This is a genomic window from Bradyrhizobium sp. Ec3.3 (assembly GCF_000472925.1).
Taxonomy (GTDB): domain Bacteria; phylum Pseudomonadota; class Alphaproteobacteria; order Rhizobiales; family Xanthobacteraceae; genus Bradyrhizobium.
Genome location: NZ_AXAS01000028.1, coordinates 17,852 through 33,083 on the forward strand (window position 1 = coordinate 17,852; position 15,232 = coordinate 33,083).

General features: G+C 56.7%; 13 protein-coding genes. 10 read left to right on the forward strand and 3 right to left on the reverse strand.

Annotated elements, in window-relative coordinates; translation table 11 throughout:
- The 9 genes from YUU_RS0124485 to YUU_RS56560 all read left to right on the forward strand — a co-directional run bounded on the left by YUU_RS0124485 (window position 1) and on the right by YUU_RS56560 (window position 9,083).
- Window positions 1-504 (forward strand): acetyl-CoA carboxylase biotin carboxyl carrier protein subunit, encoded by a 504-nt coding sequence (locus tag YUU_RS0124485; protein WP_027524777.1) that lies wholly within the window; start codon window positions 1-3, stop codon window positions 502-504.
- Window position 505: 1 nt separating this feature from the next.
- Window positions 506-2,113, forward strand: coding sequence for an acyl-CoA carboxylase subunit beta (locus tag YUU_RS0124490; RefSeq protein ID WP_027524778.1), 1,608 nt, complete (start codon window positions 506-508; stop codon window positions 2,111-2,113).
- 248 nt (window positions 2,114-2,361) lie between these two features.
- The gene (locus YUU_RS0124495) at window positions 2,362-2,550 is read left to right on the forward strand and encodes a hypothetical protein (protein WP_027524779.1); all 189 of its coding nucleotides are present in this window, start codon (window positions 2,362-2,364) and stop codon (window positions 2,548-2,550) included.
- A 433-nt stretch (window positions 2,551-2,983) separates the two neighbouring features.
- Complete coding sequence (locus YUU_RS0124500; protein ID WP_027524780.1) at window positions 2,984-3,733, forward strand: hypothetical protein; 750 nt, start codon at window positions 2,984-2,986, stop codon at window positions 3,731-3,733.
- Window positions 3,734-3,747: 14 nt separating this feature from the next.
- Window positions 3,748-4,428 (forward strand): hypothetical protein, encoded by a 681-nt coding sequence (locus YUU_RS0124505; RefSeq protein ID WP_027524781.1) that lies wholly within the window; start codon window positions 3,748-3,750, stop codon window positions 4,426-4,428.
- A gap of 307 nt (window positions 4,429-4,735) precedes the next feature.
- On the forward strand, window positions 4,736-6,271 hold the full coding sequence (locus tag YUU_RS0124510; RefSeq protein WP_027524782.1) for a class I adenylate-forming enzyme family protein: 1,536 nt from the start codon (window positions 4,736-4,738) through the stop codon (window positions 6,269-6,271).
- Window positions 6,272-7,559: 1,288 nt separating this feature from the next.
- On the forward strand, window positions 7,560-7,793 hold the full coding sequence (locus tag YUU_RS55215; RefSeq protein WP_027524783.1) for a hypothetical protein: 234 nt from the start codon (window positions 7,560-7,562) through the stop codon (window positions 7,791-7,793).
- Window positions 7,790-8,341 (forward strand): transglycosylase domain-containing protein, encoded by a 552-nt coding sequence (locus YUU_RS55220; RefSeq protein WP_027524784.1) that lies wholly within the window; start codon window positions 7,790-7,792, stop codon window positions 8,339-8,341. Before YUU_RS55215 ends, YUU_RS55220 begins: the two co-directional genes overlap by 4 nt.
- Window positions 8,342-8,837: 496 nt before the next feature.
- Window positions 8,838-9,083, forward strand: a complete 246-nt coding sequence (locus YUU_RS56560; protein ID WP_084801545.1) for a hypothetical protein — start codon at window positions 8,838-8,840, stop codon at window positions 9,081-9,083.
- Between the two features lie 387 nt (window positions 9,084-9,470).
- On the opposite strand, the gene YUU_RS0124525 is transcribed toward YUU_RS56560, so the two are convergent.
- Window positions 9,471-10,379 carry a LysR family transcriptional regulator gene (locus YUU_RS0124525; protein WP_027524785.1) on the reverse strand — a complete coding sequence of 303 codons (909 nt, stop codon included), beginning with the start codon at window positions 10,377-10,379 and terminating at the stop codon, window positions 9,471-9,473.
- Window positions 10,380-10,630: 251 nt separating this feature from the next.
- Between YUU_RS0124525 and YUU_RS61320 the strand changes: the two genes are divergently transcribed.
- Window positions 10,631-10,777 (forward strand): hypothetical protein, encoded by a 147-nt coding sequence (locus tag YUU_RS61320; protein WP_245288079.1) that lies wholly within the window; start codon window positions 10,631-10,633, stop codon window positions 10,775-10,777.
- A 1,319-nt stretch (window positions 10,778-12,096) separates the two neighbouring features.
- Here the strand turns inward: YUU_RS61320 and nifA are convergent.
- Complete coding sequence (nifA, locus tag YUU_RS0124535; protein ID WP_084801530.1) at window positions 12,097-13,908, reverse strand: nif-specific transcriptional activator NifA; 1,812 nt, start codon at window positions 13,906-13,908, stop codon at window positions 12,097-12,099.
- A 520-nt stretch (window positions 13,909-14,428) separates the two neighbouring features.
- Window positions 14,429-14,608: a hypothetical protein gene (locus YUU_RS58870; RefSeq protein WP_156944495.1), complete on the reverse strand. Its 180-nt coding sequence runs from the start codon at window positions 14,606-14,608 to the stop codon at window positions 14,429-14,431.
- Between the last annotated feature and the right edge of the window lie 624 nt (window positions 14,609-15,232).

Sequence of the window (15,232 nt, forward strand, 5' to 3'; positions counted from 1 at the left end):
GTGAAGCACTCCTTTGCGCTTGATGTCGAGAACTATGAATTGTGGCTTTCACCTGGCCAACACGGCTATCGTCTTCACCTGGACGACGAGGTATTTGCTCCGGTGTCGTTTTCACACGAACTCGACGGTAGCGGTACCCTTGTCATTGCGAGCGACACCATTCCGGTCAAATTCGCAATCGACGGTGATAGGCTTTACCTGCATATCCGCGGCAGGACGTACATTCTACGATATCGCGATCAACTGCGAACGCTCGCTTGCTTGGATGATCAGGCGAGCCATCTTGTGGCTCGCGCACCGATGCCTGGAGTCGTGATTGCAACCAAGGTTTCGCGCGGTGATGTCGTGTCTGGAGGCGCGACGCTGATGTTGGTCGAAAGTATGAAATTGGAATTCGTCGTACGCGCTCCTCGGGGCGGTGTGGTCGAGCGCATTCATTTTGGCGTAGGCGACAGTTTCGAGCGAGACTCCGCACTGGTTACATTTTCCGAGGAAGGGCGCTGACGTGCAGCGGATTGTTTCCCGGGTGGACACCAAGTCGCAAGATTTTCGCCTCAACGTGCTCCATAACCGACGACTTGCGACCGAATTGAAGGAGCGCCAGCGTTCAGCTCGCTTCGACCGACCGGCACGAGATCTTGGGCGCTTGCGGCAGCAAAACAAGCTATTCGTTCGTGATCGGATCGAGGCGTTGCTTGATCCCCACACTCCGTTTCTCGAGCTTTCGGCTCTCGCTGCCAACAAGGCCTACGACGGCGAGGTGCCGTGTGCAGCGCAGATCGTCGGCATCGGCATAGTGGCGGGTCGCGAGGTCATTGTTCATGCGGATGATGCCAGTGTGAAGGGCGGCGCTTGGTATCCACTATCCGTGAAAAAGATCGTACGCGCCTTGGATATCGCAATTGAGAACCGCCTGATGGTGGTTCATCTTTGTGACTGCGCCGGCGGATTCTTGCCTTTGCAGGCAGAGTTCTTCGCTGATCGCTATCACGCAGGTCGAATTCTGCGTAACCAATCAGTCCTCTCCAAGATGGGGGTGCCGCAGGTTGCCATCGTAATGGGGCACTGTACCGCGGGAGGAGCCTACGTTCCGGCGCTGAGCGATTACAATATCATCGTGCAGGGGACCGGAGCCATCTTTCTCGGCGGACCTCCAGTCGTAAAGGCCGCCACCGGAGAGGTGGTATCTGCAGAAGAGCTTGGTGGAGCTCGCATGCATACGAGCGTTTCGGGAACGAGTGACTACTTCGCGACTTCCGAGATGCATGCGATTGCCATTGCGCGGGACATTGTTGCTCAGATGAAGCGTCCAACGAAAGAAGCGATTCCTCAATCTGCTCCGGAGCCTCCCGCCTATGATCCATCCGAACTATACGGCATTATTCCAAAAGATCCTCGCGCTCAGTTCGACATGCGTGAGATCATCGCGCGCCTCGTTGATGGCAGCCGGTTCCACGAGTACCAGCCCCGCTATGGCCAATCCCTGGTATGCGGTTTCGCGCGACTCCATGGATACCAGATCGGGGTAATCGCAAACAACGGCGTGTTGCAGAACGAGAGTGTTCTGAAGGGCGCCCACTTCATACAACTCTGCGACAACAACCGGACGCCTTTGCTCTTCCTGCAGAACACCACCGGCTTCATGGTTGGACGGGAATACGAAGAACGCGGCATCACGAAGGACGGTGCCAAGCTCATCATGGCCGTCTCCGGAGCGGAGGTCCCGAAACTTACAGTGATTTGCAACGGCTCTCATGGTGCGGGGACATACGCCATGGCTGGTCGAGCCTTCGATCCACGCTTTATGTTTACCTGGCCACACTCTCAGATTTCGGCCATGGGGGCGGAGCAAGCGGCTGGCGTGCTAACCCATGTCAAGGCGAGGCAATTGGCCCGTGACGGCGGGCGTTTGTCCGACCAAGAATTGGCGGCCATTCGAGAGCCGATTTTGGAAGAGTATCGGGAGCGATCGAGTGCCTATTATGCAACATCCGAGCTGTGGGATGACGGCATTCTTGATCCCAGAGACACCAGAAACGCACTCTCAATCGCATTGAGTGCTTCGCTTAATACTCCAATCGAAGTGCCACATTACGGCATCTTCAGAATGTAGGTCGCGCTTCGCGCGCGACGACTTGGACAAGCGATGCCCCGCGCCGACCTACCCTTCACAAAACGGATGACTCCAACTCACCTCGACGAGCCTTCCGACGCGCAACTCACTTCCTCCGGAAGCAAAGTTGTTTTCATCGACAAAGATCACTCGCTAACCAAAGCACGCCGAAAGCCTGATACATGCAGTGCCCCAAATGTCATGCCAGAGATCAAACCGCTTCACATGACCCATGGAGCGGCCGTCCTGTGATCGATTGCAAGGCATGCGGCGACTATGTTGAAGACACGTTCGCCGAGCGACAGAAAGCGTACTCCATAATCACCGGCGTCGTGGCATCTAGCCAGATCGGCGAGCACAAGGGCGGCGCTCAACATGTTGCAAGTGAGATCCTACAAGCGCTCGAGAATGCCGGTCTGGCGATCCGTCTCACCTGAATAGTAGGACCGACCCATGCGCATCCGCTCTTTCCAAACCTTCAGCCGCGGCCTGAAGTCGTTGTTGTTGGCGCATCGAGGTCTTCGAGAAGGCAGGGGTTGGGACAAGCGTACTTTTGTCGCCGCGCTCGCAATCGTGCTTTCGGATGTGATTGGTCCGATGATGCCGCCCGTCCGGAGGTTCGTATGACAACGCGAAGTCGCAATCGCTTCAGTAAGCCACTCGGAGATGGAAACGCAAACATGAACTAAGATACCATCTCTTCCAGAGCGACGATGGACAGCCGCATCCTCAACAGCAGCGGCTGTCAAGATCTCACAAATCGAACGAACTCCACATTAGGCCATGATTGCGTCGAAGGCACGACCGAAGACACGCAGGCCGCGCGCTTCGCGGTCGCATGGATTGAACGAGCATCTTGAGAGGACTTCTATGGTAAAGCCAGTTGTTATTGTGATCGGCGCGGACAAGGGAGGGGTCGGCAAAACGACCGTGTCTCGGACGCTTTTGGATTATTTCAGCGCGAATAATGTGCAGACACGCGCATTTGACACCGAGTCGCCGCGCGGGACGCTCAAGCGCTTTCACCCCGCGATCACCGAAATCGTGGATATGACGAGGACCGCGGACCAGATGAAGATTTTCGACACGCTGAACTCCGGCCTATCCGTCAGCGTGATCGACGTGCGCGCAGGACTGATGTCCCCAGCGCTAGCGTCGCTGCGCGATATAGGTTTTTTGGACGCCGCGCGATCGGGGCAAATCACCTTTGCCGTATTCCATGTATTGGGATCGTCTATCGCCTCGCTGGACGAGATCGCCGAAACGAGCAATTTCATGGCCGGTGCAAAATACTACCTGGTCAAGAACTTCATCAACGACACGCAGTTCTTTCAATGGGACCAGGCGACGTACAGTTCCTATTTCCGCCGCATCAAAGACGCCACTGACTTAACGATCCCGAAGCTCAACGAGATGGCCTATGAACAGGTCGAAGTCGCTTCCGTCCCGTTCGTCAATTTTGTCGCGAACAAAGGACCGCACGATGACGCCGCCGACTACTCTTTCGTGCTGCGCGGTTACGTCAGACATTGGCTTGCCAATGTCTGGAGCGAGTATGACCGCATCAACTTGACAGACCTCGCCGGCGCCAAGTCGGTAACCCGCGCGGGCGAGAGGTAGTCAATCGAGGACTTATGCGGCGCTGGATCGCAGTTTTGGTAACCCCGGTTTACATCATCTGCTCTGCGAGCCCGCAGGTCGGCAAGACGCTGATCGCCCGGCTCTTGAGCGAGTTCTTGCTGCTGAAGAACGGTACAGTGCTCTCCTTCGACCTCAACTTGAAGGAGCCGTCGCTGCTCGACTACCTCCCCACTGTCACCGAGACAGCGGATGTCATGGATACCTATGGCAAGATGCAGCTAGTTGATCGACTGATCCTCAATGATAGCGTGGCCAAGGTGATCGACCTCGGCTTCCACGCCTTCGACGAGTTTTTCAAAATGTGCGACGAAATTGACTTCTTGAGCGAGGCGATACTGCACCACGTCGTGCCAATCGTCCTGTTCATGCCTGACATCGACCGTGTCTCAGCGCGCGCCCATGAGATGCTACGGCGGCTGGTTCCGCCGCAGATACTGATCACCGTGCATAACGAGTTCGTTGTCCGCGGCGAATTATTCGATAACATGAAGCGGGGCCGCGTGCTCCGCTTCGCGGCGCTGCCGGCATTTCTGAACGCCTTTATCTGCCGATTAGGTTTGTCTTTCACTGGCTATCTACGCCATGAAAAGGATTCCTCGAGCGAACTGCATCAATGGATTCGGCAGAACTACACCAGCTTCCGTGATCTCGAGTTGAGTGTGATACCGCAGTAGTCGTGCTGAGGCGTGAGGCGCGAATGACACGAAAAATGCGAGCCGATCGGATCCCACGACAATGCCGAACGCGTCTGGTTCGAAGCCCGCCCCTGCGGCGGCCTGAGTTATACGGAGCCCTGGGCGCCACGATCCCGGCGATTTCGGTTCAGCCAGTTGTTGAATGGCCCTGACGTCTTGTCCGTTTGGCTACATCGGCCTCAGAAGCGTAAAACACAATTACAACCTTCAAATGGACGCCGACAAACGCTGATTCGGACAACTCAGCTGAGAGCCCTGTAAGGACCCCAAGAGAGGATCAAGAATAGTGGATCTCTGCACACTGATTGAGCGCAACGCAGCGTTCGCTCCTAACAAGCCTGCGATCCATTTCGAAGGCGAGACCTTAAGTTACGCCGACCTTAATCGACGCATCGGCCGCGCAGCACGTGCCATGAAAAATGAGCTCGGCGTCAACAGAGGCGATCGCGTTGCTCTCCTCAGCCTCAACCGCCCTGATTACCTCGTTCTCCTCTACGCTTGCGCGCGACTCGGGGCGATATTGGTGCCCTTGAACTGGCGGCTGGCGGTTACCGAGCAGCTATTTATCTTGTCCGACGTGGGGGCCAAGCTTCTGGTCATCGAGCAGGCTTTTGAAGGACTTCTGCCGATTCTAGCAGAGACACTGCCCCAGGTAACGACCGTGGGCTTCGACTTTGCGTCTTCCGGCACGCGGGCGTGGGAAGGCTTGTTGGAGCAGATACAGCGGGACAGCTACACCCCCAACGCGGACCTGACCGACCCGCTTCTGATCGTCTATACTTCAGGGACCACGGGCCGGCCAAAGGGAGCAGTTCTGAGCCAGGAAGCCTTGTTGTGGAACGGCGTGATGAGTCAGCATATGCACGCCCTCACATCCGACGATCATGTGCTGACAGTATTGCCGCTTTTTCACGTCGGCGGGCTCAACATTCAGACGACGCCGGCATTGCATCTTGGCGCGACCGTTAGCATCTCTTCGCGGTTTACGACTGACGCCACCTTTGCCGCACTCGAGCATGATCGGCCGACTCTGACCGCCTTGGTGCCTGCGATCATTCAAACCTTGACTGGCCACCTTAGGTGGTCGACGGCCGATCTGTCGTCGCTGAAAGCGATCTCGGTGGGTTCAACGACTGTGCCGCAGCACCTGATTGATCGCTTGGTTGCACGCCGCGTGCCCGTGCTGCAGGTTTACGGCTCTACGGAAACGAGCCCCATTGCGATTTATACGAGGCTTGGCGGTGACCTTTCGCGGGAGGGGTCGACCGGCCTACCCGGACTGTGCTGTGAAGCGATCGTGATGGACGATGCCGGCAACGAGTTGCCCGCGGGGACGCCGGGTGAGATCGCAGTGCGCGGCCCAAACGTATTGTACGCGTATTGGGACAATCAAGCAGCCACGCGCGAGGCGATGCATGACGGCTGGTATCGCACTGGCGACATCGCCTCTCGCGATCGCGACGGCTATTTTTGGGTTCATGACCGCAAGAAAAACCTGATTATTTCCGGCGGGGAAAACATCTATCCGGCGGAGGTCGAACGTGTACTCCTGGAGCACACTGACGTTGCAGAGTGCGCGGTCATTGGCCGGCCGGATCCATTATGGGACGAGGTACCGGTCGCTTATGTGATCACGCGCCCCGGAGCCGGGACGAACGCAGAGGCTCTCGTAACGCATGCGCAATCGCATCTTGCGCGTTTCAAAGTGCCCCGCGAAATCATTTTCACGGAGGAATTGCCGCGAACGGCCTTAGGCAAGATTCAGCATAGTGTACTCAGAACATTTGATTCCCGATCAGGCGAGCAAGACTTCAGCAATTGACGGAACTTGGATTGTTTACCACCGCAGTTAATGTGCCTCGCCCACGCGTGTGGCCGCTCCATGAGCAACTCTCTCACGATGGCGCGCTTGAAAGGAAATTCCAGCCTGATCCTTAGCAGGATCTCGGACGGCGGATCGTTTTGCACGTCTTCAGCATCCTATCGACCGCCGATTCTGACCCGTTGTGGGTCTACTGCTCGCCCTCCTTTCGGCGTTCAAGATCCGATGCACGCGGGAGTGTCGTTGTGCGATCAATCGATGACCCAGGCAATGTGGCGCGTCTCGCTGGGCCGGTTGTAGATCCTGCTCGCCTGTTTACGACGAGATAATTCCGCAAGCTCGCGCCCTATGCCTGCCGAGGAAGCCGTTTGTTTCAGTTCCCCATTTTGGAAGACGCCACAAAGGTCAAGAAGTACGTCGCAGTGGACCGGCAATCACACTGCGCTTGGGCATAGAGCACAGACTTAAGTCCAGCTGGCTTTCCCTCGGCGCTCCCTCGCCAACGAAACACCATGAGGCCACGGACCGGATCGACTTCAGCTTTCGACAACGCGACAACGCCCTCCCCGTCGATTTTTCCTGACGAAGATTGACGCACCTGCGACAGATGTCAGGTGTTGCCGATCTATCGCTTCACATCTGCGCAAAGGCGCCACACTTGCCCCCTATGTGGGCAGCCGAATCTGCTCGCCGATTTCGAGAGCAGGATCCACATCAGATAGCGGGAGCAATTTATGCCTGGTCAGAACGTCATTTGTTTCGATGCAGCTCATAAGATACGGCGCTCGAAGAAAGTGCGGCTCGAGCGACTTTCGGGTGGGCACCGGCGAGCGATCGTCCTTGCGACCAGCACGGATCCATCAGGATTGTTCGACTTTTCCAAAGACGAACTCCGGCCGTTTTGCTCGGCTTCCGCAATCCTAAGCGGACATGTGAGCTGAAGTCACGACAACCACTCGGCCGCAAGCGCCCTCCGCAGCAGTGGATATGTCAGCCTCGCGCTGGCCTCCGCTGCGCCAAATGGCAGCGGCCTCTTGAGATATCCAGCTCCCGACTTGGGGTTTTCAGTCGGACCTCAGAAAGACGCGCCTGAGCATCCCAGGCCCACGCACATAGTAGAAGTGAAAGATCCACGTGAGTCAGACTATACCGCCGAACTGGAGGACCGCTATCCGGCACTGCTTGTCGAACCGCGAGCTGTCTTTCGTTTCCGCCGGGTATGCGCAAGGGAGTTGCGGACACTATATGACCGTTACTCGAGACTTATAGACCGCATCTGTCTCGTCCAATGGCAGCGCTGGCGCTTCTCGAGCCTGCTTCCGAAGCCCTGACCCTGGCTTTTGGCGGACTGATCCTGTTGCTGGTGTTAGCGGTCCCCACTATTCGCGCTCCCCTACAAGAAGATTGGCTAAAGGTTTCCAACGTCGCGGCGTGTCTGTTTGATCAGTTCTGCGATCCGATTGGTGCAGGCCAATTGACCAAGGCGTTTCGGTCCCTCTTGAGGATTTTCCTGACGCGGTGATCAAGGTCACGCTCGCAACCGAAGACCGCCACTTCTACGACCATCTCGACCTCGATTTCCCAGGTGCTCTCCACGCTCTCTTGACAAGAACGCGGAACGATCACGTTCACCAGGACGGCTCCTCTATCACCCAGCAACTCGCCCGGAGCCAGCTTTCGAACACCGGTCCCGGCTTCGGACACAAGATCAAAGAGGTATTCCTTGCGGTTTGGCTCGAATGGCACCTGACGAAAGATGAAATCCTGGGACTTTACCTGAACTGCGTCAATATGGGCGGCGACGCCCTCGGTGTCGATGGCGCCGCGCGTTCTTATTTCAATAAGCCGGCCCGCGATGTGACCCTCGCGGAAGCCGCCATGCTAGTCGGCCTGATCGAGGCACCGAAAAGTTATGCCCCTCACATCGACTTGACCACCGCGCGCGCTCGCGCCAACATGGTGCTGGACAACTTGGTTGAAGCTGGATTCATGACGGAGGACCAAGTGCGCAGAGCACGGTTCGATGCAGCCAGACTGGTGGTGCGAGGTAAGACGACGTCGCCGAGTTAGCACTGCCCAACTGTCTCCGCCATGTGAAAACATCTAAGGCGCCTTGCTACTTTGTCGACGTCACCTTCCGATAGCAGATCACGGCCGGATCGGAATGCATTCTTCGGCAACTGGCCATCCCTCGACCGAGGCGTTGCGTGAAAGCCTTTATGCACGTAGGCGAGAAACAGCAGTTGGCCTAGCAGCTGTGACGCCAATGGCGTCCTAGCCCGGCGAGCTGCCGGATTCGTCCTGCGGATGGACGATAGATTTTATCCATCACGTGAGGCGCCAATCTCGGCAAAATTTACTAGAATACCGAATTTTGTGAAGTACTGAAGCAGCTTTGCACAGCAGCAGTCATCATCGCTTCAACAAGCACCTGTATAGGCATGGGTTCACGAGCTGAATGACTGCAGGTACTCCCCGACCCGCTTAAGCGCCGTTTTCAACCTACCTTCTCTGACCAGCGACGAAGTCGTTGCTGAAAAAGGATATCTTGTTGGAGTTTCTATCCATGGATCACACTTCACCCAAGCAGGAGCACACATTCGATACTTTGGTCAGCGTGGCGTTTGAGAAGTCATGGCGTTTCGTAGAGAAAGATCCATTCCTGACCCACAATGCTGAGGCGTTGCTGCGGGCTAGGCTACGAGCCCACCTGGAACGTTCATTGAGAACAGGAGAAAAGAATGTATTTGAAATGGCGAACAACGCTATTTGTAATCTACGTACAGAACTAGGACGGCGGCCCGGATTATAGTGTCGCCCTCAGTGGTGGCGTGGTGCGGCTCCCCATGGCACTGATCAAGCGGCCTTGCATAGGCTGCGGCCCTCGTTCTTCCAGCTCCCGGACTTCATCTTCCTACCGAACTGTACTGTCCGCCTGAATCATAGTCGGCAGGGATACACCAGAGGTGGTCGTCCTTCTGCACCCCACACAGCGGGTCGTCTCATCCTCCGCCACAGGATCAACGACGAGCAACTTTCAGATACAAAAATCGAGAGGAGGCTCTTCGTCAAGCTCCTGGCCACGCCCGGCAAAGAAGATTCATGTCGCACCCGACCGCCGAGAAAGCACAAGATCCACCAAACGCGACAAAAAACATGTTTGCCATTCCGACCGTTCAACTCCCTCGCGTGTGGGGGCTCAGCCTAAATTCCTTGCCGTTGCCCTAATCATCTCAAGGAGCCAGATCAAGGCCGTATCGTTCGATCTGTACTTGTGCCACTGCACGGATAGTTGCATGGGCGGGAGCTTGAAGGGAAGTTCAACGATCTTGATCGGTAGCCGGCCAATTGCCTCCTTTGCGAGGCGCCGGTGCGTTGTCGCGATTCGATTGGTACCGGCGACCAGCCCGGGCAGCGCGCTGAAGCTATCGGTGGTCACGTCTATCCGGCGTTCTAGGACGCGCTGCGTCATAAGGTGCGTTTCGGGTGACTGACGGTCTTCGGCGGCTCGCATTACAACATGCGGCGCCCTGGAGAATTCTTTCCTCGAAAGCTTGCGGCTTGCGTAATGCCCCCTGCTCCACGCGACAGCGCAATAATCGTCATACAGGATCACCTCCGACGGGTAGCGGTTCCAGCAGAACTCCTTGGGAATGATCAGTAGATCTGCCGTTCCCTGTTCGAGCAGCCGCTCTGGCGCGGCGAGTTGGCTCACAAGATTGAACTTCACGTCCGGTGCAATTCGCTCACAATGGCGAAGTAGCGCTGGAGCGATTGTCGCGAGCGCGTACTCACACGCCACGATGGTGAAGCAGCGTTCCGACCGCGAAGGATCGAACTGAGAGGATGCGGCTACTGTCCCTTCGATCCGAACGAGCAGATCTCTCACCGAGACCTTGAGCGACTCGGCTCGCGGGGTGAGTTCCATGTTACGGCCGGCTTTGGCTAGAAGTTCGTCTTCAAAATAATCGCGTAGACGCTGGAGCGCGCTGCTCATGGCCGATTGCGTCATGTTCATCCGTGCCGCTGCGGCGCTCACGTTGCGTAAATGAAGCAAGTGATCCAGCGCGACGAGAAGATTGAGGTCAAGCCTGTTGTTGAAACGCATCCAGTTCTTCCTGCTGATCCATTAGCTCTATCAAGGTCATAAATTTCCACAATGGATTTCTAAAATGTGTAACGAACCGCTCGACGCTGCTGGAGGAAAACGCGAGGACTTCCGAATGATCGGATAGTTTCTGAACACCAGCACGAAGCGCTCGTTAAGGATCCTCACCGAGCGTGAGGACGGTTATCAACACGCGAAGCGCAACGACGGCGTCGAACCATGACATCGCAAAATGAACTGGGAATAGAACAATGAAAATCGTCGGATTGGACAGCCTCATCTTCGGTGTCGAGGACGTGGCTGGCTCCGCCCGGTTTCTCACAGACTACGGACTGACGCCGGTGCAGGGCACAGAGATTGGCGATCGCTTCGAGGCCATTGACGGCACTCGGTGGTGATCGCTCACGAGAGCGATCCGCTGTTGCCCGCGCCGCCAAGCCCGGGATGCCGACTTCGGAAGACGGTAATGGGCGTGGCCAATATGGCGACGCTAGATACAATTGCTGCGGAATTGCGCCGCGACCGCGATGTGCGCTATCTCGATGACGGATCCATCGGATCGATCGATGACGCAGATTTTGTGATCGGCTTTCAGATTTCGGTCAGACGGGAGTTCGTGGTTATGGGCGAATTCTCGAACGCTCCAGGGACGTACATATTACGGCCAATCAACAGCCTCGGTGTTTTGTCGCCAGCCTCCGTTATCCGCCCACGAACCCTATCTCACGTCGCATATTTCGTACCTGACGTCCTGGGAGCCGAAACATTTTACGTCAATCGGCTTGGCTTTCGCTGCACCGACCGCTTGACCGGGACTGGCCCGTTCCTGCAGCCGGAACCATCACACGCATTTTCTCATCGCCGCGCCCTCGGACATGCATGGGCTGGAACACTTCGCTTTTCACTTCGGCGGCCCCACCGAGGTGATTACCAATGGTTACCGCCTTATAGAGAAGGGATACCGGGCCTTCTGGGGTCCGGGCCGCAACGTACTGGGTTCAAACTGGTTCTGGTACTTCGATAGTCCATTCGCGTGTCATATTGGGATGGACGCAGACATGGACCGGCACGATGCGAATCGGACGCCGCGTGAGACGGCGAGATATCTGCCGATACCTCGCAGGCCTTCTTCTAAAGATTCGGGAGAAGTGGTTTGCGGATCCGGGAGCCCCCGACGACGATGCTTAATAACGCATGGGTCGACAAAATCGGTTAGGCCGGGAGCTAGTCGCCGAGGGGCGAGACGCCCGGCTTCGATCCGTTTGGAGATGGAAGACATCCGTTCCTCATGCTCCGCTCCCCTAGGAAATGCATGAGCTTGGTGCGCCCGATATCCTCGCATCAATAGCCGAGCTATGGCATGAGCAAGAACGTCTGGACGGGTCCGGCCACGATCAATGCGCAAATGGTACGTGCTCTCGAAACGGGGCTCCGACGCTCGATCAGTCTCGGTGGAGCTACCTGCAAATGAGCCTCCGCTCGGTGCCAAGGTCGACTTTCCCGTCTCTGACAGTCCGATCAATCCCTGCTGGGTTCATTCTGAGGCGCCGCAACCTGCTCGATCTACTAGACATAGTCGCAGAGTAATCAGCCCGATCGTCGGCCCACCACGTTGCCATCGGCGCCGGATCTCCGATGCTGCTTCTTCTTGGACGTGCAGGCCTCTTGTCACTGCACGCTCGCGGTCCTGACGGCATAGACCAAGTCCATCAGCCGTTCACAGGCGCTTGATTTCGATGCCATATTTCCTGAGCGCGTAGCCGATTTGGCGCGGCGTTAGTGCAAGAAGGCGCGCGGCCTTTGCCTGAACCCAGCCAGCTTTTTCCATTGCAGCAATGAGGCGCTCGCGATCCGTCAGCTTCGCACCACTCACGATCGCACCATCGGCCGGCGCGATCTCAACAGGTGGAGTTAGAACGGCAATCGACGCGGCTGTGTCAGGGGCCGGTATAACTGGTTTCGCCGATAGGTCACCGATCACCGTGGCCCGCGGCTTCGTTTGATCCAGTCCGCTCTTCCACAACAGGGCAGAGAGGCATTGACCGTGACAGCAAGCAAAATCGCGCCTGACGATGAACGGCCCTGGCGCCAGTGTTGCGGTCCGCTGCACGCAGTTTTCGAGTTCACGCACATTACCCGGAAAACCACAATTCATCAGCACGTCCATGGCACTCGGATCGAACGTTAACGTACGACTGTTTTCGCTGTTGAAATTTTTGAGAAACTCAGTGGCAAGCAGCGGAATGTCGCTACGTCTTTCGCGCAACGGGGGCAGCAGCAATGGAACTACGCTAATACGATAATAAAGGTCGGCTCGAAACTCGTTCTTTGCCACCGCCCCTTCCAGGTCCTTGTTGGTTGCAGCGATCACGCGGACATCAACTTTCATAGTGTGGCCGCTACCGACCCGCTCGAACTCTTGTTCCTGAAGAACCCGCAACAGCTTTGCCTGAAACGAGCCCGAGATCTCGCCGATCTCGTCCAGAAACAGCGTACCCTTGTCGGCAAGCTCGAAGCGCCCTTTGCGTGAGTTAAGGGCACCAGTAAACGCCCCCTTTTCATGACCGAACAATTCGGATTCCAGCACTGTCTCAGGCAGCGCCGCGCAGTTCATCTTGATGAACGGCCGCTTAGCACGCGGAGATAACTCGTGAATAGCTTTGGCTACCAGCTCCTTGCCGGTACCCGATTCACCTCGCAACAGAACTGTGGCATTCGATTTGGCTACTACCGCGATCTTGTCGAGCAGTCCGCGTAGCGCCGGGCTGGTACCGATAATACCATCGATATGAACCTTCTTACGCTCTCGCGCCGGTTGCTTAAATTCGAGGAGCTCCTTCTGCCACCGGTAGCTCTCCGCCATGAGGCGCTTGCGGTCGCGCACCACCAAGCGATGGAGCTTCACCGCCTGTCCGATTAGGTTGGCAATCATGGTGAGTAGCCGGACATCGGAATCGAGCGGGAACATCGAGTCGATGTCTGGCACACGCTCGATCGATAGGGTGCCGACTACTTTTGCATCGACGCTGATGGGGACTCCGATGAAGGATAACCGTACGTGATCGCTGGCCCCGAGCACATCCATATCAGCAGCGCTAAACGCTGGATGCGTTGCAACGTCTTCAGCCACGAACGGCATACCCGTCGCCACAATCTCCTCAATCGCCTTTTGAGGCAGGCGCATGCGGTAGCGTTCATCGCTTCCTTCGGTCCAACCGGCGCCGACCGCAATCTCCGCCACGTCGTCGTCTGCCAGGAGAGACACGACACCGTGCCGCATCTGCAGTGAAGATTGCAGCAGTTCGATAACGCTTGCCAGAGCGACTTCGAGCCGCGAAGGGCTGGCAAGCATGTTCGAAATTTCGAACACTCCCCTGAGGGCGATTTCGTTCAAGGGCACGACCACGGGATGGTTCGCCTCGCCTTCCGAGCCAGGCCATTCGCACTCGGAAGCAACATGCACTGTGACAACGCCGACGTCGCCCTTCTTGCTTGCACTTAGTTCGAACTTCGAAACATCGTCTTGCATCTCACACTCAATCTCGTGTCCATTCGGATGCCACCAGGAGATAACATCTTTTCATGGCACGACGGTAAACAAGACGCCTTCATTCGATTCACGCTCCTTCACAAACTCGCGCACAAACCTCCGTTGGAATAATATTGGTGCAGACCCCAACAAAAACGAGCAATGATTTCTCACGTATTCGCAGACGATCACATACGGCCTACGTCGCCGATCGCGATCCCTCGTGTTTCGCTTGATTCATTCGAACGCAAGGTGAGCGTTTTTCTTTCCCACCACGGCGTCCCGGAATGTTGCAGCGATATGCCTACCCAGTGTGGCCATGCAGGCCGCATGTGGGTCAAAGGACCGAACGCCGCCGCGACGCCAACAGGCTCCGCCGGCTATAACACATGTTGAACGCGCCCGTCGACGACTGGCGTTGTCGATAATGTCAGCAGCGCGCCCTCCGGCACCTTGGGTGGGCCGGCCGCGCTGTTGCGCAATGCCAGCAACCGCTTGCGCCCAAACTTTTTGAGTTTTGTCACGCGGCGCGGCCGCATCGGGCGGTAGCCAGCTCGACCTCGAGATCGCGTTCAGCCACCGCCCCTTGCGAATATAAATCATCATCGACAGCTCGCCGCGCGCAAGAGATGGTGCGGCAGAGCAAAAATCGATCTTTGGCGGTCGAGCCGAAGTCGCAACTCCCACTGGGCACCAGCATGTTCCAGTCTTTCCTGCTGCATGCAGATCATACCAACATGGAGAGGATCCTGACGTCGACTTCCGACATGCGACACTGGAGCGCATGGTTGTCTGACATGCCGGCCCGAACCCATCTTTCTTCCCTTCCCCTTGCCGCACTCACTTGCGCTTGGATCGGTGCAGGATTTGGGCCAGTGCAACACGAAGAATGCCGATACGATTGCGACGCAGTGTCGCGTTCGCTAACAGCTTAGCGGATCAAAGGCACTAAGCGCGTGTGCTTTCTGACAGCCACACAGGCGACGGGTCCTTATCGTGTTTTCGAGCTCCGAAGTTGTCGGCGGACGCGCGCTCCTGTCAAATTCGCCTCTTTTCTTACTCAAGCGCAACCACGGCAACAGTGCCAGGTTTGTTGGAAATGCTTCAATGCGTCCTTGAGCGAACAGTTTGTCATTTGTCAGCCGAACGACCCGACGTCACAGCCGCTGGTGCGCACTTTTTGTCTGACCACCCTTCGATTCGCGGGAAATGAAGTCGCGCGGCTTCTTCACGTCCCACGACCACCAGGTTGCGGCTCGGCAGCCTTTCGTCTCTCGATCGAATTGGGATCACTCGACTATCTGCGAAACCGTGGACAACGAGC